General features: G+C 47.4%; 17 protein-coding genes. 3 read left to right on the top strand and 14 right to left on the bottom strand.

Going from position 1 to position 24,457, the window contains the following annotated elements; translation table 11 throughout:
* Positions 1-36: 36 nt before the first annotated feature.
* From NDK19_RS06010 to NDK19_RS05955, 12 genes are all read right to left on the bottom strand, one after another.
* A complete protein-coding gene (locus NDK19_RS06010) occupies positions 37-687 on the bottom strand; it encodes a c-type cytochrome (protein ID WP_250630944.1) in 651 nt (216 codons plus the stop codon).
* A gap of 20 nt (positions 688-707) precedes the next feature.
* Positions 708-1,331, bottom strand: coding sequence for a DUF3341 domain-containing protein (locus tag NDK19_RS06005; RefSeq protein WP_394801674.1), 624 nt, complete (start codon positions 1,329-1,331; stop codon positions 708-710).
* 14 nt (positions 1,332-1,345) lie between these two features.
* Complete coding sequence (gene nrfD / locus NDK19_RS06000; protein ID WP_250630943.1) at positions 1,346-2,776, bottom strand: NrfD/PsrC family molybdoenzyme membrane anchor subunit; 1,431 nt, start codon at positions 2,774-2,776, stop codon at positions 1,346-1,348.
* A 32-nt stretch (positions 2,777-2,808) separates the two neighbouring features.
* Positions 2,809-6,018 (bottom strand): TAT-variant-translocated molybdopterin oxidoreductase, encoded by a 3,210-nt coding sequence (locus NDK19_RS05995; RefSeq protein ID WP_250630942.1) that lies wholly within the window; start codon positions 6,016-6,018, stop codon positions 2,809-2,811.
* Positions 6,019-6,078: 60 nt separating this feature from the next.
* Positions 6,079-7,344, bottom strand: coding sequence for a cytochrome c3 family protein (locus NDK19_RS05990; RefSeq protein WP_250630941.1), 1,266 nt, complete (start codon positions 7,342-7,344; stop codon positions 6,079-6,081).
* Between the two features lie 309 nt (positions 7,345-7,653).
* Complete coding sequence (locus NDK19_RS05985) at positions 7,654-8,712, bottom strand: potassium channel family protein (RefSeq protein WP_250630940.1); 1,059 nt, start codon at positions 8,710-8,712, stop codon at positions 7,654-7,656.
* 74 nt (positions 8,713-8,786) lie between these two features.
* Positions 8,787-9,167: an STAS domain-containing protein gene (locus NDK19_RS05980; RefSeq protein WP_250630939.1), complete on the bottom strand. Its 381-nt coding sequence runs from the start codon at positions 9,165-9,167 to the stop codon at positions 8,787-8,789.
* Positions 9,168-9,194: 27 nt separating this feature from the next.
* Positions 9,195-10,133: a phosphoribosylaminoimidazolesuccinocarboxamide synthase gene (locus NDK19_RS05975; RefSeq protein WP_250630938.1), complete on the bottom strand. Its 939-nt coding sequence runs from the start codon at positions 10,131-10,133 to the stop codon at positions 9,195-9,197.
* 147 nt (positions 10,134-10,280) lie between these two features.
* On the bottom strand, positions 10,281-10,631 hold the full coding sequence (locus NDK19_RS05970) for a hypothetical protein (RefSeq protein WP_250630937.1): 351 nt from the start codon (positions 10,629-10,631) through the stop codon (positions 10,281-10,283).
* A 17-nt stretch (positions 10,632-10,648) separates the two neighbouring features.
* A complete protein-coding gene (locus NDK19_RS05965) occupies positions 10,649-13,078 on the bottom strand; it encodes a penicillin acylase family protein (RefSeq protein WP_250630936.1) in 2,430 nt (809 codons plus the stop codon).
* Positions 13,079-13,162: 84 nt separating this feature from the next.
* Positions 13,163-13,603 carry a peptidylprolyl isomerase gene (locus tag NDK19_RS05960; RefSeq protein WP_250630935.1) on the bottom strand — a complete coding sequence of 147 codons (441 nt, stop codon included), beginning with the start codon at positions 13,601-13,603 and terminating at the stop codon, positions 13,163-13,165.
* A 27-nt stretch (positions 13,604-13,630) separates the two neighbouring features.
* The gene (locus NDK19_RS05955) at positions 13,631-16,228 is read right to left on the bottom strand and encodes a M14 family zinc carboxypeptidase (RefSeq protein ID WP_250630934.1); all 2,598 of its coding nucleotides are present in this window, start codon (positions 16,226-16,228) and stop codon (positions 13,631-13,633) included.
* Between the two features lie 107 nt (positions 16,229-16,335).
* Here NDK19_RS05955 and NDK19_RS05950 point away from each other — a divergent pair, with 107 nt between their 5' ends.
* The gene (locus tag NDK19_RS05950) at positions 16,336-17,862 is read left to right on the top strand and encodes an ATP-binding protein (RefSeq protein ID WP_250630933.1); all 1,527 of its coding nucleotides are present in this window, start codon (positions 16,336-16,338) and stop codon (positions 17,860-17,862) included.
* On the opposite strand, the gene NDK19_RS05945 is transcribed toward NDK19_RS05950, so the two are convergent.
* A complete protein-coding gene (locus NDK19_RS05945; RefSeq protein ID WP_250630932.1) occupies positions 17,859-19,163 on the bottom strand; it encodes a neutral/alkaline non-lysosomal ceramidase N-terminal domain-containing protein in 1,305 nt (434 codons plus the stop codon). The genes NDK19_RS05950 and NDK19_RS05945 overlap by 4 nt on opposite strands.
* 378 nt (positions 19,164-19,541) lie before the next feature.
* On the opposite strand from NDK19_RS05945, the gene NDK19_RS05940 reads away from it, so the two are divergent.
* Complete coding sequence (locus tag NDK19_RS05940) at positions 19,542-19,925, top strand: RDD family protein (protein WP_250630931.1); 384 nt, start codon at positions 19,542-19,544, stop codon at positions 19,923-19,925.
* A 115-nt stretch (positions 19,926-20,040) separates the two neighbouring features.
* Positions 20,041-22,611, top strand: a complete 2,571-nt coding sequence (locus NDK19_RS05935) for a TonB-dependent receptor (protein ID WP_250630930.1) — start codon at positions 20,041-20,043, stop codon at positions 22,609-22,611.
* A 138-nt stretch (positions 22,612-22,749) separates the two neighbouring features.
* Here the strand turns inward: NDK19_RS05935 and glgP are convergent, their stop codons facing one another.
* Positions 22,750-24,429: an alpha-glucan family phosphorylase gene (glgP, locus tag NDK19_RS05930; protein WP_250630929.1), complete on the bottom strand. Its 1,680-nt coding sequence runs from the start codon at positions 24,427-24,429 to the stop codon at positions 22,750-22,752.
* Positions 24,430-24,457 lie beyond the last annotated feature (28 nt).

The following is a 24,457-nucleotide window of genomic DNA, read 5'->3' as shown; positions in this document are numbered from 1 at the left end:
ATTAATCATAATTAAAGTCTAACCATCAGCGCTCTGTTACGATTCGCCTTTCTGTAATTTTTGTACATAATGAACAACTTTCCAGCGTTCTTCGGGCGAAAGCTGACTCTTATGAGGCCACATACGACCTTTTCCGTGTGTAATTACATGGAAAATATGACCTTCGGACAGGGTTTTATAACGGCCAACAGAATAATTAGGAACGCCTTTATACTGTTCGCCTACTTTGCCGTCGCCTTGGCCATTTACCCCGTGGCATGGCGCACAGAAGCCAAGATATAAATGCTTACCTTGCTCGATTACTTTGCCGGCAGAATCCAACGCAACAGGGTTTTTCAAAATGCGAGCCGCCATGTCGAGGCTGTCTTTATGCAGCTCATAAATCAGCAGCGGTTGGTCTTCGGAAGGCAAAACAGACTGCGTAGCACCTACATAATTTTGACGCGCCACGACCCCTTCAACAGGAGTCATCAGGTTGATTTTCTTCTTTCCCTGATAGTCGTTGAAAGGAGCAGAATTGTAGTAAGGACTGGTCTCGTCCACTACTTGCGACAGTGGGTCATATGCGACCGAATGATACATCTGCGGGGCATATTCTACGCCGGGGTCATCGCCACTTGCTCCCGTGCAGCCGGCCAGCAGCACAGAAGCAGCAACAAACAATGTGATATATGATGTCTTAAACATGATTATAAACGAGCTTGGAATTAACGATGAGTTGAAATTCGGCTTGAACGAGTTACACCGTTGGTAAATAAATCTACCATATAGCTGATGAAAGAAGGAGATTTCTCTTCATCTGCAAAATCACGGCGATATACTTCCTCTGCGTGAGCCTCTTTGAACAAAGATGAAATTTGTTCTTCGGATAGCTTATTGGCAGCCAAATCAACAGCTACAATGTGTTTGTCGTCTGTTGCCCGAATATCAAAAATGCGAGGTACTTTGTAAGGTTTCAAATCTCTGGTAACTAAGAAAGTACCAACCATTCCGAAAGCTGCAAGCAGTACCGTCATTTCAAAGCTAACTGGCACAAAGTCCGGAACAGCCAAGTAAGACTTACCGCCAATAATCATTGGCCAGTCAATAGCCATCATTGAAACCTGCATAGTAATGGCAAGCGTTGTTCCTAACGCACCAAAACCAAATGCAGCTTTGGGCATCCACGAACGCTTGTAGCCAAGCGCATGTTCCAGACCGTGTACAGGATACGGTGAATATACTTCATGTATTTTCACACCTTTGGCGCGCATATCTTCAATGCCATGCAACAAATCGTCATGGTCGCTGAATACGCCGATTAAATAGTGCTTATCTTTTTCCATTGCCATGATTGATACGTTGTTTATTTGGCTTCTACTGTGTTTTCTTCTAACTGTGGTAAAGGTTCATTCACAAGTGTGCGGCGCGCGCGATAAACTTTGGAATTGCTGTCTTTCAAAACAGCTTTTACTTCTGCCATATTTACTACCGGGAAGAATTTAGCAAACAGGAAGAACAGGGAGAAGAATAAGCCAAAGGTGAATACATATGACATGATGTCGTGAATAGTCGGAGTGAAATATACCCAACTTGAAGGCAGGTAGTCGCGATGCAGAGAAGTAACAATAATTACAAAACGCTCGAACCACATACCGATATTCACAATAATAGACAGGAAGAATGTCCAAACCAAGCTGGTGCGTATTTTCTTAATCCAGAACAACTGAGGAGAAATTACGTTGCAGGTCATCATTGCCCAATAAGCCCACCAGTAAGGCCCGGTAGCGCGGTTGATGAATGCGTATTGTTCATATTCCACACCGGAATACCATGCTATAAAGAACTCTGTTGTATAGGCGATACCTACGATAGAGCCTGTTACGATAATGATGATGTTCATCATCTCAATGTGCTCCATTGTGATATAGTCTTCCAAGCGATACACCTTGCGGATTACCAGCATCAGCGTCAATACCATTGCAAAACCGGAGAAAATCGCACCGGCAACGAAGTATGGAGGGAAGATGGTGGTGTGCCAACCGGGAATAACAGAGGTTGCAAAGTCAAAACTTACGATGGTGTGTACAGAAAGTACAAGCGGCGTAGAAAGACCTGCTAAAATCAGAGATACTGCTTCATAGTGCATCCAGTCTTTGGCAGAACCTGTCCATCCGAAGCTAAGGATACCATAGAAGAAACGTGATGCTGCTGAAGTAGCGCGGTCGCGGATGGTTGCAAAATCCGGAATCAAGCCTACGTACCAGAACACTAATGATACTGAGAAGTAGGTAGAAATCGCGAACACGTCCCACAAAAGCGGTGAGTTAAAGTTTACCCACAGAGAGCCAAACGTGTTGGGCAATGGCAATACCCAGTAGGCACCTACCCACGGACGACCCATGTGGATTACCGGCCAGAATGCCGCACAGATAACGGCAAAAATAGTCATCGCTTCTGCTGCGCGGTTGATAGACGTACGCCACTTCTGACGGAACAACAACAAGATAGCTGAAATCAGTGTACCCGCGTGACCAATACCTACCCACCATACGAAGTTGGTAATGTCCCAAGCCCACTGAACGGTCTTGTTAAGCCCCCAGCGACCAATGCCGTTCCAAGCCAAATCGCCTACAAAGTAACCACCTGTACCTAATAAGATGATTGAGATAGCCATGCAGATAAACCACAACCGAGTAGGCTGATTTTCTACGTGGCGGGCAATGTCATTGGTAACGTCTTTAATGGTTTTTCCGCCTGTTACCAATGGTTCCCTTACTTCAGATATAATTTGCATATGCTGTAAGTTTTAATTTCCCCTAATGTTGATTATGCCTGTGCCTTATCCTTGTTGCGGACTTTGGTCAGGTAATATACGTTTGGTTTGGTGCTGATTTCGGAAAGAACATTGTATGCACGCTCTTTCACTTCGTTATCAAGCAGCTTGGAAATGCGAGATGAAGGGTCGTTCAAGTCGCCAAATACGATTGCATCTGAAGGACAAGCGGAAGCACATGCCGTATTGATTTCTCCATCTACCGGGCGGCGTTGCTCGCTACGGGCTTTCAACTTGCCAGACTGGATGCGCTGCACACACAATGAACATTTTTCCATCACACCGCGTGAACGAACGGTAACATCCGGGTTCAATACCATACGACCCAAATCGTTATTCATGTGATAGTCGAACTCATTGTTCTGATGATACCTAAACCAGTTAAAGCGACGCACTTTGTATGGGCAGTTATTTGCGCAATACTTCGTACCTACGCAGCGGTTATATGTCATCTGGTTCAAGCCTTCTGAACTGTGTGTGGTAGCAGCCACAGGACATACTGTTTCGCAAGGTGCATTGTTACAATGCTGGCACATCATCGGCTGGAATACTACTTCCGGATTTTCGGAGGCAATTTCCAAAGCATCGTAATCTTTGGGAGCACCGTCGGAGCTGTAATAACGGTCGATGCGAATCCAGTGCATTTCACGACGGTTGATAATTTCTTTCTTACCAACAATCGGTACGTTGTTTTCAATGTGGCAGGCTACTACGCAGGCAGAACAACCTGTACAAGAGTTCAGGTCAATCGCCATACCCCAGTGGTGGTTAGCATATACGTGAATATCTGCTGCACCGGAAGAAACACCAAGGGCTTCTTTGCGATTTTCCCACAAGGTTTTCTCATAATCGGTCAGTTCGCCCGATTTTTTGCCATAGCCATCGCCGCGGATATCCCACATAGAAATATCTGTCGGACGCTCTGTGCCTTTGTAGGTAGCAATCATCGGCTCGTAACGACCGGCTTTGGGGTTCTTTACATATTCTGCCAGTATTGTTTCCTGAATGATGCTTTCGCGACCCATGAAGGTTTCGTGCGTTTGTGTCTGAGCCAAACGAACGCGCTCTTCAACTTTCTCTAACTTCACATCTTTCAGGTTGGCAAAACGAACCGCATCGCCCAGCATAGAGGCCAGAGGATAGGCATTGGCACCACCGGCTTCGGTAGCTACTTTACCTGCATCTTTGCGGCCAAAGCCAATGGCGACTGCCACGGTTTCTTTTGCCTGACCGGGTTGAATCAGCACAGGCAATTCAACAGTGTGCTTACCTACGGTCAGTTTACCCATCTGGGTTTTACCTTCTTTTTGAGAGAAACCTAATTGGGTAGCCAAAGAAACAGGGATAGAAATATAGTTACCCCAGCAAGCCTTAGAAATCGGGTCAGGTGTTTCGTGCAAGTAAGGGTTGTTAGCTTGTGTACCTGTACCAATCGCTACTTTTTGATAGATAACTAACTCCATAGCGTTTCCGGCTTTGTAGTTAGCCTCTACTTGTGCCGCTACCGCATTCATATCAACAGCGCCGGCAGCAGCAGATTTTTCAAATACAGAAGTATATCCGCCCAACTCGGCAGGTTCAAATACACCGTTGTGCAATGAGCGATTCCAGAAAGACTCGAACTCTGTTTCTTTATTCTGCAATTTAAACAGGTTGGCTTTCCAGAAGTTGCGGATAAAGGTATAATAGTCGGTAGTAGAACCGGCCCATGTCAGCAGCGATTGCTGCGCCTGACGTGTGTTGAAAATATGGGCAATGGCAGGCTGGCCAAGGCTGAAATGACCTTTTTTAGGCTCTGCATCGTTCCATGATTCTAAGAAATGGCTGTCCGGTGCATGGTAGCCGCAGAGTGAAGTGGTTTCATTCAAGCGGTCGGAGATACCAACGGTCAGTTGCACTTTTTTGCCTTTCAACGCTGCCTCCAAAGAAACACCCATCGGGTGGTCGTACACAGGGTTTGCATTCAGGAAAATAACAGCCTGTACAGCACCGCTTTCCACTTCTTTTACGAAGGCGGCCATTTCGGCATCATTGCCTCTCTTTTGGAAAGAAGGAACGGCAGTATCAATGGTTGAGCCGTAGCTTTCCAGCATCTCGTTAATGGCATTAACCATCAACTGAACGTTCACATCGTTTGAGCCGCTTACTACCAACGACTTGCCTTTGGTGCTCCAAAGTTTGTCGGCGGCGGCCTCCAAATAAGGCACTTTTACATCTGACACCTGAACAGTTGCTTTACCGGCTTTCTGAGCAATCAGATTGTAAAGTTTAGCAACTGCCAAACCTTCCTGAGAAGGCTTAATTGGTGTGCGATAGTCGGCAGTAGCACCTGTAATGCTCATGATAGACTCAAAAGCGTACAAGCGCGACATGGTTTTCTTGTCCTTACCGATTTTACGGGTTGCGTTGAATTGCTTGGCATATTCAACAGGAGAAATCCATGTTCCTAAAAAGTCAGCACCAAATGTTACAATGGTTTCAGCCTTATCAAAGTGATAAGAAGGAATCATGGCTTTGCCGAATTGCTGCGCATTGGCTTGCAAAATTCCGTGTGCAGAAACTTGATCGTATGATACGTGCTTGGTAGTAGGGTATTTGGCAATAAACTCATTAATAACTCCTTGCGTAGAAGGGCTCATAATGGTATTGCTCACAATGCGAATTTGACCGCCCGCCTGTGCAATTTGCAACAATTGGTCGGTAATTTCTTTGTCTATGGTAGCCCAGTCGGTTTCTTTGCCGCCTTTTGAAGGTGCCTTGGCTTTCTCAATATCATACAGCGACATGATAGAAGCTGTGGCCGTAGCGCTTATACCGCCTTTGGTAACATTGGAGAAAGTATTTCCTTCAATGAATATAGGACGGCCGTCGCGAGCTTTTACTACTACGGAGCAATAGTCGCTGCCATCCAAAAATGTAGAGGCATAGTAGTTAGATATGCTTGGGTCTACCGATTCAGGCTTGTTCAGCCATGGAATAGCCTTTTTAACGGGTGTTTCACAAGCAGCCAGCGATACGGCAGCTACGCTGAAACCCATCAACTTCAAGAAGTCGCGACGGGTAGGTTCTGCGGATTCGTTGTCGCCATAGCTGTCTTTGATAGGAAGGTAATGCGGAAACTCTTTTTCTGCATACTTCACGAACTCTGCATCGTTCGTAAGCTCTTCAATACCTTTCCAATATATTTTTTTTGTCTCTTCCATTACTCAGTCGTCAAAGTTTTACGAAACAGTGATTTTAAGTTGTCTTGGGTTTGTCTGTGATTAATAGTGGCACTTCGCACATTCCAAACCGCCAATGTCTTCTACTTTCATCGGAGATTTTGAAGACTTGGCATGTAATTGTACCAAGTTGTCATAGTAAGCATTGTCTTTCGCATTTACTTCTGTTTTGCGATGACAATCGATACACCAACCCATTGTAAGCAGGGATGCCTGCTGAACAACTTCCATTTCTTTGATATTGCCATGGCAGTTTTCGCAATCCAGACCGGCTACTTTAACGTGTTGCTGGTGATTGAAATATGCCAAGTCGGGCAAGTTGTGTACACGTACCCATTGGATAGGCTCATCTTTCTCAATGTGTTCGTAAATTTTCTGAATAATAGGCGAGGTTGTTTTGATTGCGTTGTGGCAATTCATACAGATATTGGCAGAAGGAATATTTGCCGACTTTCCTTTTTCTACCCCTGTGTGGCAATACTTACAATCAATTTCGTATTGACCTGCATGTAATTTGTGGGAGAAAGGAATAGGCTGCGTGGGCGCATAGCCTTGTTGCACACCAATGGTGATAAGTCCTTCTACGGTTGCTTTCAATACTAACGCTACAAAAATGAAGGCAGTAATGCCAATGAATGCTTGGCTTTTGAATATGCCTGCCCAGTCTGTGCGTTGGTTAAGCAACTCTTGGTCTTCCTCAGAAAGGTTAGTTTCTTTCTTCAAATATTTGCTCAGAGTAGCGGCCATCAGGGCAAGTACGGCAAGCGTAACAATCAGTAGGAACGCCAAACCGGCTACAATAGCTGTCAGCAGGCCAGAGTTAGAACTTCCACCCGCAGCAGCGGCAGCATCTCCGCCTGCGGCTGTGGGAGCGGTAGCAGCTGTTGCAGGGCCTTTGATGGTTTCGGCCTGCACCCATGAAAGAATGGCTTTTACTTCATCGTCTTTCAAAAAATCGTGGTTAGGCATGTACTGCTGATACTCTTTGTAAAGAGCAACTGCATAAGCATCTCCGCTTTCAATGGTTTTCTGCGGATACTTAATGAAGTTAACTAACCAAGGTACAGTACGCCTTTCATATACTTTTGCCAAAGCAGGGCCAACGATTTTTTCATGTACCGCGTGGCACTGCTTACAGTTAGCATCAAAAAGACCCTTTCCTTGGTCAATAATAGCCTGGTCAGCAGACAATCCCGCTGCACCGCTTGCAGCAGCAGGCGCACTATCGGCAGCCCCTCCATCTCCTCCGCCGTCTTGTGCAAACGTTGGAACAGAAAATGCAAGAGCACACCAAACAACTAACGCCATTAGAGATGAGAACTTAAACCTGAGCATCGTTATGTAGTTGAATAGTATGTTAATGTTATAATTCGCACTAATACGCTTTCATTCGCTTTGCAAAGGTAATTGCCGAAATACTGATAACAAACTTTAACAGCCGTCGTAAACGGAAAAATAATTGCTCATAACATTCATTTTGAGGCTTTTTTCAGGAAACATACAACCAAACAAGGTAATTTAGAATAGTTCTAAATTTTTAAATTATCCCTGATAGCCATCAAGGTCGGAGCGCACTCATGTAATAAATGAAATCGTTGTTGAAGTTATTTGTTATAGTTATCGTAAATAAATATCGCTAAATACTTTAAGTTGGGCATCTTTCCCTATCACAATCAGCACATCTCCCTGACTGAGTAGGCGTGTTTCGGGAGGATTTACCTCAAAACCATTTGTAATATCCTTAAAGCCTATCACTGCTGCGCCTGATGTGTTTTGTTTCAGTAAATCGCCAAGCGACATTCCTTTGTAGCTGTCTTTGAATCGCTCATAGTGAAACTCATCTACTCGCAACTTTTCTTCACCAATGCCATTCAACAGTTCCATAAATTGTACGGCCTCAGGTCTGATGAGAAGGTTGGCCATGTACATGCCTCCCATAACGTCGGGCATTACTACATAATTAGCACCTGCACGATATAGTTTGTTAGCAACTGCTTCGCCCGAAGCACGTGCAACAATTTTGATGGCCGGATTCAGCTCACGTGCGGTTAGGGTTACATATACATTGCCTGCATCTTCGGTAAGTGAGGTTATAACGGCATTAGCCTTTTCTATGCCGGCCTGTTTCAGTATATCGTCTGCCGTTGCATCACCTTCAATAAATGAGATTTGGGACAAGTCCGGATATTTTTCCAATACTTTGTTTCTTTCCCGCTCTATGATGAGAAAGTTGTGAATATGATTGGCTTCCAAATGTTCGCAAACTTTTCTGCCATAACGCCCAAAACCACATACAATAATATGATGATGCATTTCCCTGACATGTTGTTTTTGCATAATGTTCTTCAAAATGGTTTGCAGTTCGCCCTCAAACAGGTATCGTGTAAATATAGAAACGATGTAAGTTACTACCACCAAATTGGCAGCTATGAAGATAGAGGTAAAAATACGCCCCTCTAAACTCAACGGCCCTACTTCGTTCATACCAACCGTTGAAATGACTATCATGGATAGAAAAAAGGCATCAGTAAAGCTGCGACCCTCTATCAGCACATAGCCAACTGTACCAAACAAAGCACAAAGCAACAACAAAGCGCCGGCTTTCAGCAAGCGCTGAAACTGTGGATTCATTAATAACCATATCAGGCGCCTCAGTATAGGATTAATTGTTTTCATGGCAACTTAAAAAAAACCCTAAGGATTTGTTTTTATCCTTAGGGTTCTGCATCAATGTGCTATTGTTATAAGAATTATTCGTCTTCCGCATTCAAATCCCGCTCAATTTGATTTAAAAAAATGGCATCTACGCCTTCTGCAATTGTCGGTACAATGGTGAGTACGTTGTCTAATTTGGAAATGCTGATGAGTTTCATCACATGGTCTGTTACGCCGGCCAAAACCAAGGTTCCTTCGGATTCATTTGCTAAACGATTAGCTACCAAAATGGCGCTCAGCCCCGATGAATCTACGTACTTCACGGCTGACATATCAATCATCAGATTGATTGTTCCGTCTTCTTGGAAAAGCCTGACAATTTCTGCTTTCAGCTGTGGGGAGATAGTGGTTGCCAGTTTTTCTTCCTGAACGGTCAGTAAGGTATATCTATCAAATTTCTCAATGGTATGCTGCATACTCTTTGTGGTTTCCCGTAAAGATACTCAGTCTTCCAAAAAATTTTGAATGGCAGACTTAATATCGTTTGTGATATTAGCATAATCCTGCTTTTGGAAAGGTTGCCCCGTAATTTGCCCGAAAAGTTCTATGTATCTGTCGGAGATGGCCGCTACTCGCTCATCGTCCATTTCGGGTATTTGTTGCCCTTCTTTTCCCTGAAAACCGTTTGCCATGAGCCACTCGCGTACGAACTCTTTGGAAAGTTGCCGCTGCGGTTCGCCTTTTGCCTGCCGTTCGGCATAGCCCTCCGCATAAAAGTAGCGGGAGGAGTCGGGGGTATGTACCTCGTCAATGAGGTAAATCTGCCCATTCCATTTGCCGAACTCATATTTGGTATCTACCAGAATAAGCCCGCGTGCGGCTGCCATTTCAGCGCCCCGTTTGTAAAGTGCCAATGTGTATTTTTTGAGAACGGCGTAGTCTTCGGGGCTTACGATGCCTTGTGCAATAATTTCTGCTTCGGAAATGTCTTGGTCATGTCCGGCTTCGGCTTTGGTGGTCGGCGTAATGATAGGCTGCGGGAAAGGGTCGTTTTCGCGCATGCCTTCGGGCATAGCCTCGCCGCAAATGGTGCGCTTACCGGCCTTGTACTCGCGCCATGCGTGGCCTGCCAAATAGCCGCGAACAACCATCTCTACCCGAAACGGTTCGCAGCGCTTCCCTATACTTACCTGCGGATGTGGAGTAGCTTCCAGCCAATTAGGCACAATGTCGGCGGTAGCCCGCAAAAAGTGCGCTGCAATTTGGTTGAGCACCTGCCCTTTGTAGGGAATGGCACGGGGCAGTACTACGTCAAACGCAGAAATGCGGTCAGAGGCCACTACTGCCAGCCTGTTGCCAAAAAAATACACATCGCGCACTTTGCCGCGATAGAAGCCCGTTTGTGCGGGAAATTGAAAATCGGTCTGTTTGAGCGCCTGCATGAACGATTGGAATTTCGGATTGCGAATTTCGGATTTTATGTGCCCAAATCCCAAAGTCCGACATTTTTTATGTGAGTGGCAGATTTCGGATTGCGAATTTTTATGTGTCCAAATCCCCAAGTCCGCTATCCGAAATCCGCTGTTTTATTACTTCACTAACTTGCGCAGCAATGCGCCCGTAAGAGCAGCAAAACCGCCCAGCAAGCCGCCGATAAGTCCGGTAACAAGTGCCAGAACCAGTGCATTGGGCAAAGAAAACAGGGCAGCAACCTTTGCACCTAAAATGGAGTCGGTTATTTGGTCAAGCCATGCGGCGTAGCCTCCCCACAACAGCCCTACACCCAGCAACCCCATGGCAAATGCCTGAAAGGGCTTCTGTCCGAAAATTAAGCCAAAAACCAAAGACACAGCAGCTACAACATATACTGCATAGCCGGGCAATAATATCTGAAAAACGGCACAAACTACGGAAAGCGTAATTACCTGAATCAAAAACATGGTCGTGCAGAATGGGTTTAGTTAGAAAAAGTTTGACGGAAGAGGATGTTTTTTGCCGTTTGTGTCGGGCTTTGCATGAACAACAGCTCGTAGTGCTTGCCGTCGCGCCATGTGTCCATCATATCGGCATAATAAGGACTGCCCGGGTTGCCCGACTGCCCGCCGGGATATACGCCCCATCCTTTCACACCTTTTTTGTCCAATTCTACCACCATACGCCAAGAAGGGCCGTGCCGTTCGCTGGTTGCATTGACGATATTGTGATTGCCGCCATTGCGCACGTTATTCACGCTGAAAGGCGCCAGCCGCGCCAAATGTTGTACAGAAGTTGATTTGTAGTCTGCCCAAAGCGGCATTTTGTTGTCATTTGCTTTTTTCCAATTATTGACACTGTCCACACCTTGCAGAAAGGCTTTGGCGATAATTTCCTTTGCACTTTCTACATCGGGCGTGCTCTTATTGTCAAACATTGGGTGTTGCGGTTTGGTTTTCAACAGTTTAATGGTAGTGAACGCATCGGGGCGGTTGTAGGGTATTTCTTTGCCCAGCAGTTCATCCCAAACCAAGGGGAAAAGTTTATCCCACCATGCCTCGTAGTAGCTTGGGGCTTCTACATCGGCATGATTGTAAAAATCCCATTTTTTCAACAGCTGGTAGGCCGACTTTTGCTGTGCATTGAGGCTGTTCTCATCTACCTGCGCCAAAAAGTAAGGCAAACTCTCGGCGGCTTTCAGGTTGAAATTGTCATTTTGCATGTCCATCATCATCTGCGGAGTAATGTTTTTCATGGAATCCAACAGATGATTGATACGCCTGTTGCGGTAATACTCAAAGTTATTGGCATGGACATAATACGGATACAGCGTATCTGACGGGTGCTGATTGGCAGAGCTTACATAGCCGCGCTGCGGATTGAGAACATGTACATTTTGTTCATCGGGAATATATCCTTGCCAAGCGGAGGCGCTTGTGGTACCATCTAAAATGAACTTGCCCTGCTCTCGCCATTTGAGGGGATACTTGCCCTGAATATGCATGGCAATGTCGCCGTTGGTGGCTGCAAAGGCAAAATTTTGAGCCGGACAGTCATAGTAAGTTAGGGCGCGCACATAGTCCTGATAGTTTTTTGCACGGTTCAGGTAGTAAAACGTCAGCAGTTCCAGCGAAGGGTCGTGGGCAATCCATCGCATGGCAAGGTCGGAATGTTGCTTGTCCTGATGGAAGGTTTCATCGTAAGCAACAGGCCCCCAGTGGGTGTAAACCACTGTGTCGTAGTAGGTTTTGTCGCCGCGCACTTTGATTTCTTCAATGCGCTTGGTGGTTTTTTCCCATTTGCCGTCCAGAAAATACTCGTTGCGCGAACCGTCTTTGTACTGAATCGCATATAAATCCACTAAATCACGCTGTGCATTGGTTACACCCCAAGCCACATCATTATTGAAGCCGATAATGATATTGGGCGCTCCCGGAAGCGTTACGCCGTATACATTGACACCCGGGGCAACTAATTGCATTTCATACCAGATAGAAGGCAGGCTGAGGGTTAGGTGCGGGTCATCGCAAAGGATAGGATTCCCCGAAGCCGTTTTGCTGCCTGCCACAGCCCAGTTATTGCTTCCTACACCCGGCTCGGTTTTGGGCATCGGGATAACATGGTAAAATTTATCGGAGAATTGCACATTGGGCGTATTTACTTTTAAAGGCTCAAACTTCCATTTGCCGTCGGTAGGCACAATGGGGGCTTGCTCGGGATGATAATCGGGGAAGAGCAAGTCAAACGTTTCACGCCCCAACAGTTTGAGTGCATTTGTGTTTTCAATAGCATCATCTCCCGAAGCCAGCGTATTGGCCATGTATTTCAGCAGCAAGGCAGTTTTTACGGGCTGCCACTCTTCGGGGCGGTAGTCAAGCAGTTTGTACTCTACCGGCAAATCTTTGATGCTCAGGCTGTTAATATATGCGTTTACCCCTTTTGTATAGTTGGTAAGCATCATCTTTGCCAAAGGTAGGGTATCCATTTGGCGGATAGCGCGCTCTGCGCCATACATCATGCCCTTGCGGCGGTTGCCACGGTCAAAGTCCACGGCGGCCTTTCCTACAATTTCGGATACACGCCCCGCAGCGGCATGGGTTTGAAATTCCATTTGCCAAAGGCGATGTTGAGCGGTTACATAGCCCTGCATAAAATACAGGTCTTCTTCGTTCTCGGCGAAAATATGCGGCACTAAGCGGTCGTCATAAATCACTTGTACCTTGCCTTTCAAACCTTCCAGTTTGACATCGGCAGGGGCACCTTGCACATGGTCTTTGTTCTGTGCATTTTGCCAGAAACCGTCAAAAGGGTTTAAGAACTTGCCCAAAGGAGGGACTTGTCCAAACTTGCTGTTCAGGGCAAAAGTGAGTGCTGCCGTTACGGCCAGCGAAAGCAGTAGTTTAATGTATTTCATATTTACAGTCGGTTAATACCGGGTTGGAAATGATTGAAAATACAACACCCGAAGGGTTTTAGAAACCCCTCGGGTGTTGTGGTACTATGCTTCTTCGTGAATCACGATTTTGTCCATTTTATCACCCTGCTTGATTTTAGGGATGATATCCAGACCTTCCACCACTTTGCCAAAAACGGTATGGTTGCGGTCTAAGTGCTTCGTGTTTTCGCGATTGTGGCAAATAAAGAACTGGGAACCGCCTGTATTACGGCCTGCATGTGCCATAGAAAGCACGCCTGTATCGTGGTACTGATTGTCTCCGTCCAGTTCGCAAGGGATTTTGTAGCCGGGGCCGCCGTTGCCAATGCCGTTAGGGCATCCGCCTTGCGTAACAAAGCCGGGGATAACGCGGTGAAAGGTAAGCCCGTCGTAAAAACCTGATTTTGCCAGTTTTACAAAGTTAGCTACCGTTCCGGGGGCATCCTTTTCAAAGAATTCCACCTTCATCACACCGTATTTGGTATGGATTTCTGCTGTTTTCATGGAATAAATAAAGTGATTGCCGCAAAATTAGTCTTCTTCTTCACCAAAGGTACTAAATGAGGTGCGAATCAGGTTGCCGAAGAACACACTGTTCATGAACAACTTGGTGCCGCCGTACCAGAAAGCACGGAAATTAGGGCTTTCCGTCATGCTGATAACCCTGCCTCTGCCTTGTGCACTTACATGAACAGCACCGCTGTTTTTAATCTGCTCGTAGTTTTGCTTAGAGATATAACCGCTTTGGAGCGGGTTCGCCGTGTAGTTGAGCGGGCTTACTGCCGAATTGTTGCCGCGTTTCAAAAACAGTTTGTTGTTTTTGAATATGCTGACAGAAGCATTGCGGTAGCCGTAGGCCAACGGATGGGTCAAGTCTAAGCGGGTTTCAAAAATGCTGCCGCCGATTTGTTGTGCACCGGCCAGACTTTCCAAACCTGCATAAGGCACGTTCACTTGTGCGGAATCTTTCTTTTCGGTTTTAAAAGCAGCATCGGTGAGGCCGTTGCGTACTGCCCATGAAACCGCATCTTCTATGGCAATGAGCGTGCCGCCGTTTTGCACCCAGCTTTTGAGACGCGCTTGCAACGCCTGACCTATTTCCGAATAGCTGCCGTTAGCCATAATGATGGTATTGTAGCGGTCGAGGTTGGCACGTGAAGCATCGCGGAGGTCTACCACAGAAACAGGCATACGGAATCGGTTATCAAATAAATGCCAGATTTCGCCTACATCGTAGCTGCTTGTTCCTTGGCCGGCAAACAACAAAATGGAAGGTTTGCGCACTTTTTGGAAGTAGCGGCCACCCAAATCAGGGCCTGCGTCTGCCAAACCCGTATTGACGGCAAAAACCGTTACACCTGTTTGCTCGGCAATGTTTTTCAGCAGGTCGTGTGTCATTTGAGGATTAGCACCTGCCATCACCATCACCGCCCCCGTGTTGAATTTGCGCTTAGTCCCGTTGGCCAGCATTATTTCAAACGGTTGTGCAGCCACTCGCGCCGTTATGTTCCTGTTCAAAATATCATACAATGCCTTTGGCGCATAGTATTCATCGTATTCAAAAATGTAGGCGTAGCTGCTCACGCCGCCAACCATTTCACCTTTGGGCATTTGGGGCATTCCCTCAATTTTATTGCCCAGCAAAGCAGTTACAGGCGTTTGCAGTTCGGCATAGGGCAACCCAAACGCAAGCGGCATTGTCCAAGTAGTAACATCGTAGAACAGACTATCTTTGTAGTAGTTACCCAATGTTTTTTCAAAAATGGCACGCACCAAACGGTATTGAGGCTGTGCGGTTGGTACTACATAGCTCGTGGCAGGCGGGAACGTGATACCGCCGGCTTGCACACTGTTTTTCAGTTCATAAACTTCTATCTGATGACGGCGCAGTAATTCCACAAAATGATAGTTGCGACCTTTGTCGTAAGCATCGCCAAACACATAGCCTTTAACGGCTGAAGCGTTCGCATCGCGGATAGCCGACTGATAGAAGTCGCGCTGCATTTTCAGCAAATCTAACCGCAAGTCATAAGATGCCTGCCAAGTAGAAAGACAAGTCGCCAACTGGTTGCGAATAGTAAACGGATAGGTTACAATACCGTTTTCACTCTCTTGTGCATGTCCTCGGGAACTTGCCTGCTCAAACAAAATACCCACTGCTCCATTGCCGTCGGGGTAAGTTGAGCCTTTGCCGTAATAGAAATCGTCAAAACCTTCACGGGTGTAGTAAAGCGATTGAATGCGGTTCATAAACGCCGCATGGTAGCGACTGAATTTCACTGTCAGTTCCTGATTGACAGGCGGTGTAATAGGGTTGGTTCTTGCCGACTCACCGGGCATGAAGAAGTAAGTGGCATTAGTTCCCATTTCGTGCTGGTCGGCTACTACGTTAGGCTTCCACTCGTGATATTTCACCAAACGGTTACGGCTTTCTACGTGTTGTGCAGGCAGCCAGTCGCGGTTAAGGTCAAACCAGTAATGGTTCGTTCTGGCACCGGGCCAATTTTCGTTAAATTCCCGTGCAGCAGCATCCGATACGGTAGTGCCAATGCTTTTGTGCATATTCACCCAAGTGGAAAAGCGGTTCATGCCGTCAGGATTTTGGCAAGGCTCCATCACAATGATGGTTTTATCGAGCATTTCCTCCACTCGGGCGTTTTGTGCTGCTGCCAAGTGGTAGGCCATTAGCACCATTGCCCCTACGCCGCTCTGTTCGTTGCCGTGAATAGTTGCCGCCATCCAAACCACCACAGGCATACTTTCCAGATTCAGAGCAGCCGATTTTGCAGGGTCAGTAAGTTGCAGATGCTGCTGGCGGAGACTCTCCATGTTGCCCTGATTTTTGGCAGATGAAATAATAACCAATAACTGCGGACGACCTTCATACGTGCGTCCAAACTCTTCTACTTTGATGCGGTCGGAGGCTGCCGCCAATGCGCGGAAGTAATAAACCAGTTTATCGTGAGTCATATGCCACTCACCAAACTTATGCCCCATTACCGACTCCGGCGTTGGTATTGCCGAATTGTATTTAACCGAATCAGGCAGATAATAGGATAGTTCCTGTGCCTGCACATGTCCAATGCCGGCCACCAGCGTGAACAAAATGCCATAGAAAAATTGCTTCATATGTACTGACAACAAAAGGTGAATAAATTTAAAACCTCAATTTAGCCGCTTGCCACACAAATCGCAATTTTTCAGCTGAAATGAGGCGAAAACCGTATTTTTAAGCTATGATTCAGAAATACCCCATCGGCATTCAGGATTTTGGCGAGTTGCGCAGGGGCGGCTATGTCTATATTGATAAAACCCCGCATATTTTCCGTTTGATAGACCAAGGTAAGTACTATTTCCTTTCCCGTCCGCGCCGCTTTGGTAAGTCGTTGCTGCTCAGCACGATGAAAGAGATATTTCTGGGCAATCAACAACTGTTCAAAGGGCTTTGGATTGAAGATAAGATAGACTGGCAGCGCAAAAGCCCCGTGATTCATTTAGATTTCAGCCAACTGACCTATCAGGCTACCGACCTGAAAACCAAAATCATTGCCGAACTGCATAAAATTGCCGCCGACTATGGAGTATCGGTCAGCGGCATCGATGCGGGCGACTACCTGCGCGAACTTATCAGACAAGTCTATCAAAAATACGGACAGGTTGCCATTCTGATTGACGAATACGACAAGCCGATTATCGACTTTTTGGAAGATACCGACCGCGCCGTTGCACATCGCGAACTGCTTAAAAACCTGTATTCACCCGTCAAAGGTTTAGACCCGTACATTCGCTTTTTCTTCCTCACGGGCGTTTCGAGGTTCAGCAAGGTGTCTATCTTTTCGGATTTGAACAATCTGCACGATATTACCATTCACCCGCAATATGCCACGTTGCTGGGCTACACACAGGCTGAACTGGAACAATATTTTGACCGTGAAATTGACCTTTTGGCACAAAACGAAGGCGTAAGTCGCCATGAGATGCTGGAAAAAATCCGCACGTGGTACAACGGCTACCTCTGGGGCGGCAAGGAAACCGTGTATAATCCGTTTTCGGTTTTGAACCTCATGTCGCAACAGCAGTTCGGTAACTTCTGGTTTGCCACGGGTACGCCCACGTTTTTGGTCAAAAAGCTGCGCGAAAAGTTTACCTATAACTTGGAAGAAGTACAACTTTCCGAAATCCAATTAGGCAATTTTCAGGTGGAAAACGTGGATGAAATGGCTTTGCTGTTCCAAACGGGCTACCTGACGATTCAAAACAAGATAGAGGACATTTACACGCTTTCTTACCCCAATCGGGAAGTACGGCACGCACTGTTGCAATTCATGTTGAGCGATTTTAGCGGTAAAAAGCAAATCAGCCCGTTGATTTTCAACATGTTGCAACACCTACAACAGCGGAACTACGAACAGTTTCAGGATGCGCTCAACACACTGCTGGCCAACATTCCCTACGAACAATTCATGGAACGCTACGAGGCGTTCTACCATGCCATTTTCTTCATGGCGTTTTCGCTGATGCAAACTTACACGCAGACCGAAGTGCAAACCGCCAAAGGCAGGATTGACGTAGTGGTATATACACCCGATGCGTTCTTTGTGATTGAGTTCAAGGTGAACGGCAGCGCGGCGGAAGCGCTGGCACAAATCAAAGCGAAGGGATATCATCAAAAATATTTGCACCAAAACCGCGAAGTGGTGCTCATCGGCTTGGGTTGTGCGGATAAGGAGGTTAAGGAGTTGATAACAGAAAGTTTGGGCTAACCTTTACGCTGCTTTTCAATGATGCGACTGATAAGTTCTTTAAAAAGACTTCCTTTGTGAGGCCCTACCCAATTCATCTCCCTCACTTCGGGGGCGTACTGTTCGTAGTATTCATCGGGGGTGATGTAGCCAATATATCCCCCATTGAAACTCATTACTACCAAATCCAGATTTTTAGCCGCAGCCTTTTCCATCAACTCGGTGGCAAACTCCCCCGAAATATCGCATGGAACGCCAATCAATAATATCTTTCCCAGCCGCAGCACAGACAAATACAATCGCTGCTCACCAAAAAGCCATTTAAAAACAGCAGGGCGCACAATAATCGCGTCTGTAATTCGCAGTTGAGGCTCACCTACTGAAATGGGAATTTGCCACGCCGCTATTGTTTGCAAAGTATCTGTTGCCACGCTATCTAACAGCGAAATTGAACGTGCAGCAAGTTTTTTACCTAAATCGCGGGCAAGGTCGTAGCTGTCTAAGCCCCAGTTGTAGTTCGGAACGTGGCTGGCAACCATGCCCGAACCGAACAGGGCAAAATCTGATTTACCGCTTTGCTCCAATGAATCGGTAAAATACCCCGGATAATCACGGCTGAGGTCGTGCAGGCGCGGATGTACGCAAATGGCATGTGCCTGATAAGCTGCTAAAAGGGCATTGCTGCCGTCGTTGCGCACCCAGCGGATGCAGCGCAAATATCCGTCTATGGTTGCCCGCTGCTTTTTGGACAGGCGATTACTCATCAGTTCGGGCGCATCGGTTTTGCCAAATCCGATACCCGCCAAAGGTCGTGCGGTACTTTGCGCCTGCTTTAATGCATCCATGATTTTTCGGGCAATCATTTCTACGATTTCCCGACGATAGCCCCCTGCCATCAACCTACCGGCCAGTCTATCTGCCCAACCGCCTATACTGCTGTGCGTGTGAGTAGCCGTTAGAAATAATTTTTCAAAGGCTATGCCCGTCTGCTGCTGTACATTTTCGTGCAGATAGTCAGCAACCGCAGGAGGGAACACCAACAAATCGACACTGACGATGGCGTACTGCTCCGAACCGTTTTGCAGCACCACTGCATTCACATAAACAGAATCGTGTACGGCTTGAAAATCGCCACGGCTGATGCCATAACCTGCCATTGGTGTAGGACTTGTCGGAACGATGGCTGCTCTTGCCCAGCCTACGCGGATACCACCTGCCGACCGTGCGACTGACCAGTCTGCCTCATCTATTGCCTGCAAATCGGCCTGATAAAAATCTTGCTCGGCATAATGGCGGTTATCAATAGGGGCAAATAAACCCACTGCTAACAATAAGACAGCTATAACGACATATAAAATGCCACGGAAAAATCGGCGTAACAAAATGAGTCAAAAGATTGTACAGCCACAAAAATACAAAAGCAGAGCAAAGCCCTGCTTTTATAAACTAACTTGACGATGAAGCGATTTATTAACGTCTCAGGCCAATAATTGGCAAGCACAATGCCGATACTCACAACCAACTGATTTGCAGTATTTTATTTTCAGGACACATTTTCCTGCTTGCCTTTTATTGTCCACAATCAGCACATCGCTTGTCCGTTATTGAACAACATTTGCCGCTTGAAATTTCACCGACGATAATTTGTTTTTCATTGCGTTTTTCTTCAACTTCAAATTCCACCACATATCAAACAAATTATGGAATTCCAATTAGCTACTCCCGGGCAGCGCTTTCTGGCAGCCCTGATTGATGGACTTGTTGTTACTGTTGCCGTACTGGCGGCAAGTGCTATCAATTCAAGCTTAGGCACAGTAGTAAACCTGCTGGGGCTTGGTTATCAACTCACCAAGGATGCCATCCCGCAACTTGGCGGGCAAAGCATCGGCAAAAAAGCCATGAAAATTAAGGTCGTAAAAGAAGATACGGGCGAAATGATTACCGGCGACTGGGGAACAAGCATCATTCGCTATGTTTCTCTGTTGATTCCGTTTTTTAACATCATAGATGCACTCATGGTATTTTCAGGTGACCGCCGCCGCTTTGGCGACAAGTGGGCAAAAACCGTAGTCGTGCAAGAGTAAAAAAAATTGATGCAAGTTGTCTGCATATTTTGACATCCTGATAATTTGCGTAGATTAGCTGCCGATTGAGTTTTTCAATCGGCTTTTTTTGTACACATCTCAACCCCCAACTTTTATGCGCAAACTTTTACTCATCGTCGGTTGCGTAATAGGCTGTTTGATGCAAGCCTATGCGCAGGAACTCAAAGGGAAAGTCGTCGGAACGGGCAATGAGCCGCTGCCGGGTGTTTACGTCAGTGTGTTGGATGCCAACAAAAACACCGTTACCAATTCGGAAGGCGTTTACAGCCTGACGCTCAAACCGGGCAACTATCGCGTGCGGTTTAGTTTTGTAGGCTATGCCGTGCAAATTCGCGAAGTAAGTGTCGGGCAGGAAGGTGCAACACTGGATGTTACGATGGAAGAAGACGTAACCAAGCTCGCCGAATTGGAAATTGTAGGTACGCGCAGCCTGAACCGCACCGTTACGGAAACCCCCGCCCCCGTGGATGTGATTGACATCAGCGCCATTACCGCCAAAACCGGACAACTGGACATCAACCAACTGCTGCAATTTGTAGCCCCTTCGTTCAACTCTAACCGCCAAACAGGTTCGGACGGCACCGACCACGTTGACCCTGCCTCGCTGCGCGGACTCGGACCCGACCAAACGCTGGTGCTCATCAACGGCAAGCGCCGACATCAGTCCTCTTTGGTGAACATCTACGGCACACGCGGGCGCGGCAACACAGGCACGGATTTAAACGCCATCCCTGCCGCTGCTATTGAACGCATTGAAATTCTGCGCGACGGTGCAGCGGCGCAATACGGCTCGGATGCCATTGCAGGGGTTATCAATATCGTACTGAAACAGTCCACCAACGAACTCACCGTTAATGCCAACGCGGGGATGTATCAGGCAAAATATCGGTTTGATGACAAAAATTTTGACGGATTAAACTATAATATCAACGCCAACTACGGCTTTACCGTCGGGCAGAAAGGTTTTGTGAACCTGACAGGCGATTTTAATTTCCGCGACCATACGAACCGCGCCAACACCGACCCCGACGACTTGGCACGCCGCGAATACGGCGACCCGCGCGTGCGCAATGCGTCCCTTTACCTGAACGCACGCCTGCCCGTCAGCGCGAAAAGCTACTTGTATGCCTTCGGCGGAACGAACCTGCGCAAGGGCGAAGCCTACGCATGGACGCGCTTTGCCGACAGCGAACGCAACATTCCTTCCATTTATCCCAACGGTTTTGACCCCATCATCGGGGCGGACATTACCGACCACGGCTACACGTTGGGCTTCCGCACCCTTGCCAAAGAATGGGACATTGACCTGTTTGCCACCTACGGACACAACCGATTTATGTATTCGGTCAGCAATACGCTGAACCGCTCTATGGGAACGGCTACGCCCCGCAACTTTGACGCGGGCGGCTTTGGGCTGGGGCAACTGAACAGCGGCGTAAAATTCAACCGCTATTTCAAAAATACCTTCAAAGGTTTGAACGTAGCCTTTGGTTCGGAATTCCGCGCCGAAAACTACAACATTGTTGCAGGGCAGCGCGAATCGTGGGACAACTACGACCCCCGTTTCCCGGGCGGCTCGCAGGGCTTCCCCGGTTTCCGACCTTCGGATGAAATTCGGGCAAGCCGCACCAACATCGGTTTGTTTGCCGATGCGGAAGCCGATATTACCCGCTCGTTCATGATTGGCGCTGCTTTGCGCTTTGAAAATTACAGTGATTTCGGCAGCACGCTGAACGGGAAAATTGCCTCGCGCCTTGCTTTGGGCGAAAAAGCCGCCATTCGCGGAACGTTGAGTACGGGCTTCCGTGCGCCTTCGCTGCCGCAGATTTATTTCAACTCTACCGTTACCAACTTTGTCAATGCGCAACCCGTTGAGGTGCTGATTGCCCGCAACAACAGCCCCGTAACGCAGGCGCTGGGCATTCCGCCGCTGAAACAGGAAACTTCGCTCAACGGCAGCTTGGGGCTGACCTTTACCCCGCTGAACAACCTGACCTTTACGGTGGACGGCTATTACGTGAAAATTGACAACCGCGTAGTATTGACAGGTCAGTTCAGCGACGATGACCCCGACATCGGGCAAGAACTGCAACGTCTGCGCGTAGGCAAAGCACAATTCTTTACCAATGCCATCAGCACTACAACGCGCGGCTTAGACGTGGTGGCTACTCACAACGCCAACATCGGCAAAGGCAAACTGATTTCCACACTTGCCATGAACTTCAATAACCTGACCATTGACGAAGTGAAAACAAGCCCGCGCTTGGCAGGCAAAGAAGACATTTACTTTGACCTGCGCGAACGCTATTTTGCCAAAGCCGCTGCCCCCGTGTCAAAAATCAACCTGACTTTTGACTATACGGTAGAAAAATTCAGCGCCTTGCTGCGTTTTGTCCGCTTCGGCGAAGTGGTGCTTGCCAACTGGGACTATGACGAAAACGCACTTGACGTGTATTCGCCCAAAGTAACTACCGACTTAGGGTTGCGCTATACGTTCAACTCGCAGGTAGCGCTTGCCGTTGGTGCAAACAACATTTTCAACGTCTATCCTGACCGTTCGCTGCCCAGCCTGACCGAATCGGGCGGCGCTTGGGACCCTGTGCAAATGGGCAACAACGGTGCATTTTATTATGCACGCCTGAACGTGCGCATCGGCAAAAAATAGAAAGTCGGTTGGCAAATTTGAAACATAGCCAAAAGTTGATTCATCCAAGGACACAAGTGCACAACAAAAGCCTTGTGTCCTTTTGATTTTAAGCACACGGATAATGCCGATTATGGTTTAAACACTGTTTTGTGTCATTTACTGCTGATACATCAAACGGTAATACTCATCTGCCATGCGGTCAGAATCAAAACGCGGCGTAACGTCCCTCATGCTTTGCTTCATTATTTTCAGCCATTGTTCGGGGTAGTTGTAGTAAGTCGGGATAATCTGCCGCGTCAGAATTTCCATCAAGTTGTCGTGGTCAATCATATCCTGCTCGGGGTTGGTGCAGCGCAGGTCAGCGGGCGGAATAATGAATGCATTCACACCATCTATGGCAAATTCGGGAATCCACCCGTCGGAAATGGAAAAATTGATGGCTCCGTTCATGGCGGCGGTCATGCCGCTGGTGCCGGAGGCTTCGCGGGTGCGGCGCGGCGTATTCAGCCAAACATCCGCTCCGTTTTTCAACAGGCGCGAAAGATGCAGCTCATAGCCCGTTAGCACGGCACAATTGGGCAGCGTGCGCGACAAATCCACCAAATAATTGAAAGTATTAACCGCATTGGAATCGCCCGGGTAGGGCTTGCCCGCCCAAATCATTTGAATCGGGCGGTTGCGGTCGCGGAGGATACGCTCAAAGTAGCCTAAATCGCGCAGAATTAGGTCTGCCCGTTTGTAGCCCGCAAACCGACGCGCCCATACAATTGTCAAGATATCGGGAGAAAACAAATTACCCGTTTGATTGGCAACAAAACGGAAGAGTTCGGCTTTCATCTGCTTTTTTCGGGCAATCAATGCGCGGTCATCGTCATTTTCCAATGCCTTTTGTAATTCGGTATCTGCCCAATAGTGCTTGTTCTGTGCGTTGGTAATGGAAATAATCGGGCAAATGTCATCGTCGTGCCCCCACATTTGGTTGCTCACAATGCCGTGCAGTTTAGAAACGGCATTAGCCTTTCGCGACAGGTGCAGTGCCGCCAGCGTATAGTCCAGCACAGGGCTTCCTTCTTGCCCACTGATGCGCATGGCTTCATCCGTATCAATGCCGTAAAAAAAATTCATTACCTGCATCAGGTGCGTTTCGTGGGTTTCGTTGCCCGCTTTTTCAGGCGTATGTGTAGTGAAAACCAAACGTTTACGCACCTCTTCAATATTGCGGTGGTGCTGCTTGTAGAGGTAGTAGGCCAAGGGCAGGGCGTGCCCTTCGTTCATGTGGTACACGTCCACACCGCCAAGCGCTTCCAGCACTTTTGCCCCCGCAATGCCCAAAACCATGCTTTGTGCCACGCGGGTCAGTTCGTTGTCGTCGTAAAGCCGCTCGGTAATGGTGCGCGAGAGGTAATCATTTTCGGGAATATCGGTTGTCAGAAAATAAATCGGCACCGTACCGAAAGTTTCAGGGCGCAGGCAATAGGCTTTCACATACACGTGTGCATGGGTAATCTTCAAACCTACTTTGATGCCTGTATCTTCCAGAAAGCTGTAATGCTTCTCCTGAAACAACACGTTCATGTGTCCGTTTTCCTGACGGGTTTGGTCATAGTAGCCGCGCTTCCAAAGGATGCCGATGCCGACCATGTTTTGCCTCAAATCGTAGGCACTGCGCATGTGCGAACCTGCCAAAAAACCCAGCCCCCCCGCATAGGTTTTCAGGCATTGGTCAATGGCAAACTCCATGGAAAAATAAGCTACTCTTTGGTTGTATTTCGGGTCGGGGGTGTACGGATGTCGCCAGTGGCTATATTGAGCAATTTCAGGCAGCGTATGAATCATAACAGGAGATTTTCAGCGAATATGGTAA

It is taken from the genome of Rhodoflexus caldus (assembly GCF_021206925.1).
GTDB classification, from domain to species: Bacteria; Bacteroidota; Bacteroidia; order Cytophagales; family Thermoflexibacteraceae; genus Rhodoflexus; species Rhodoflexus caldus.
This window is presented reverse-complemented; position numbering and strand designations above follow the sequence as displayed.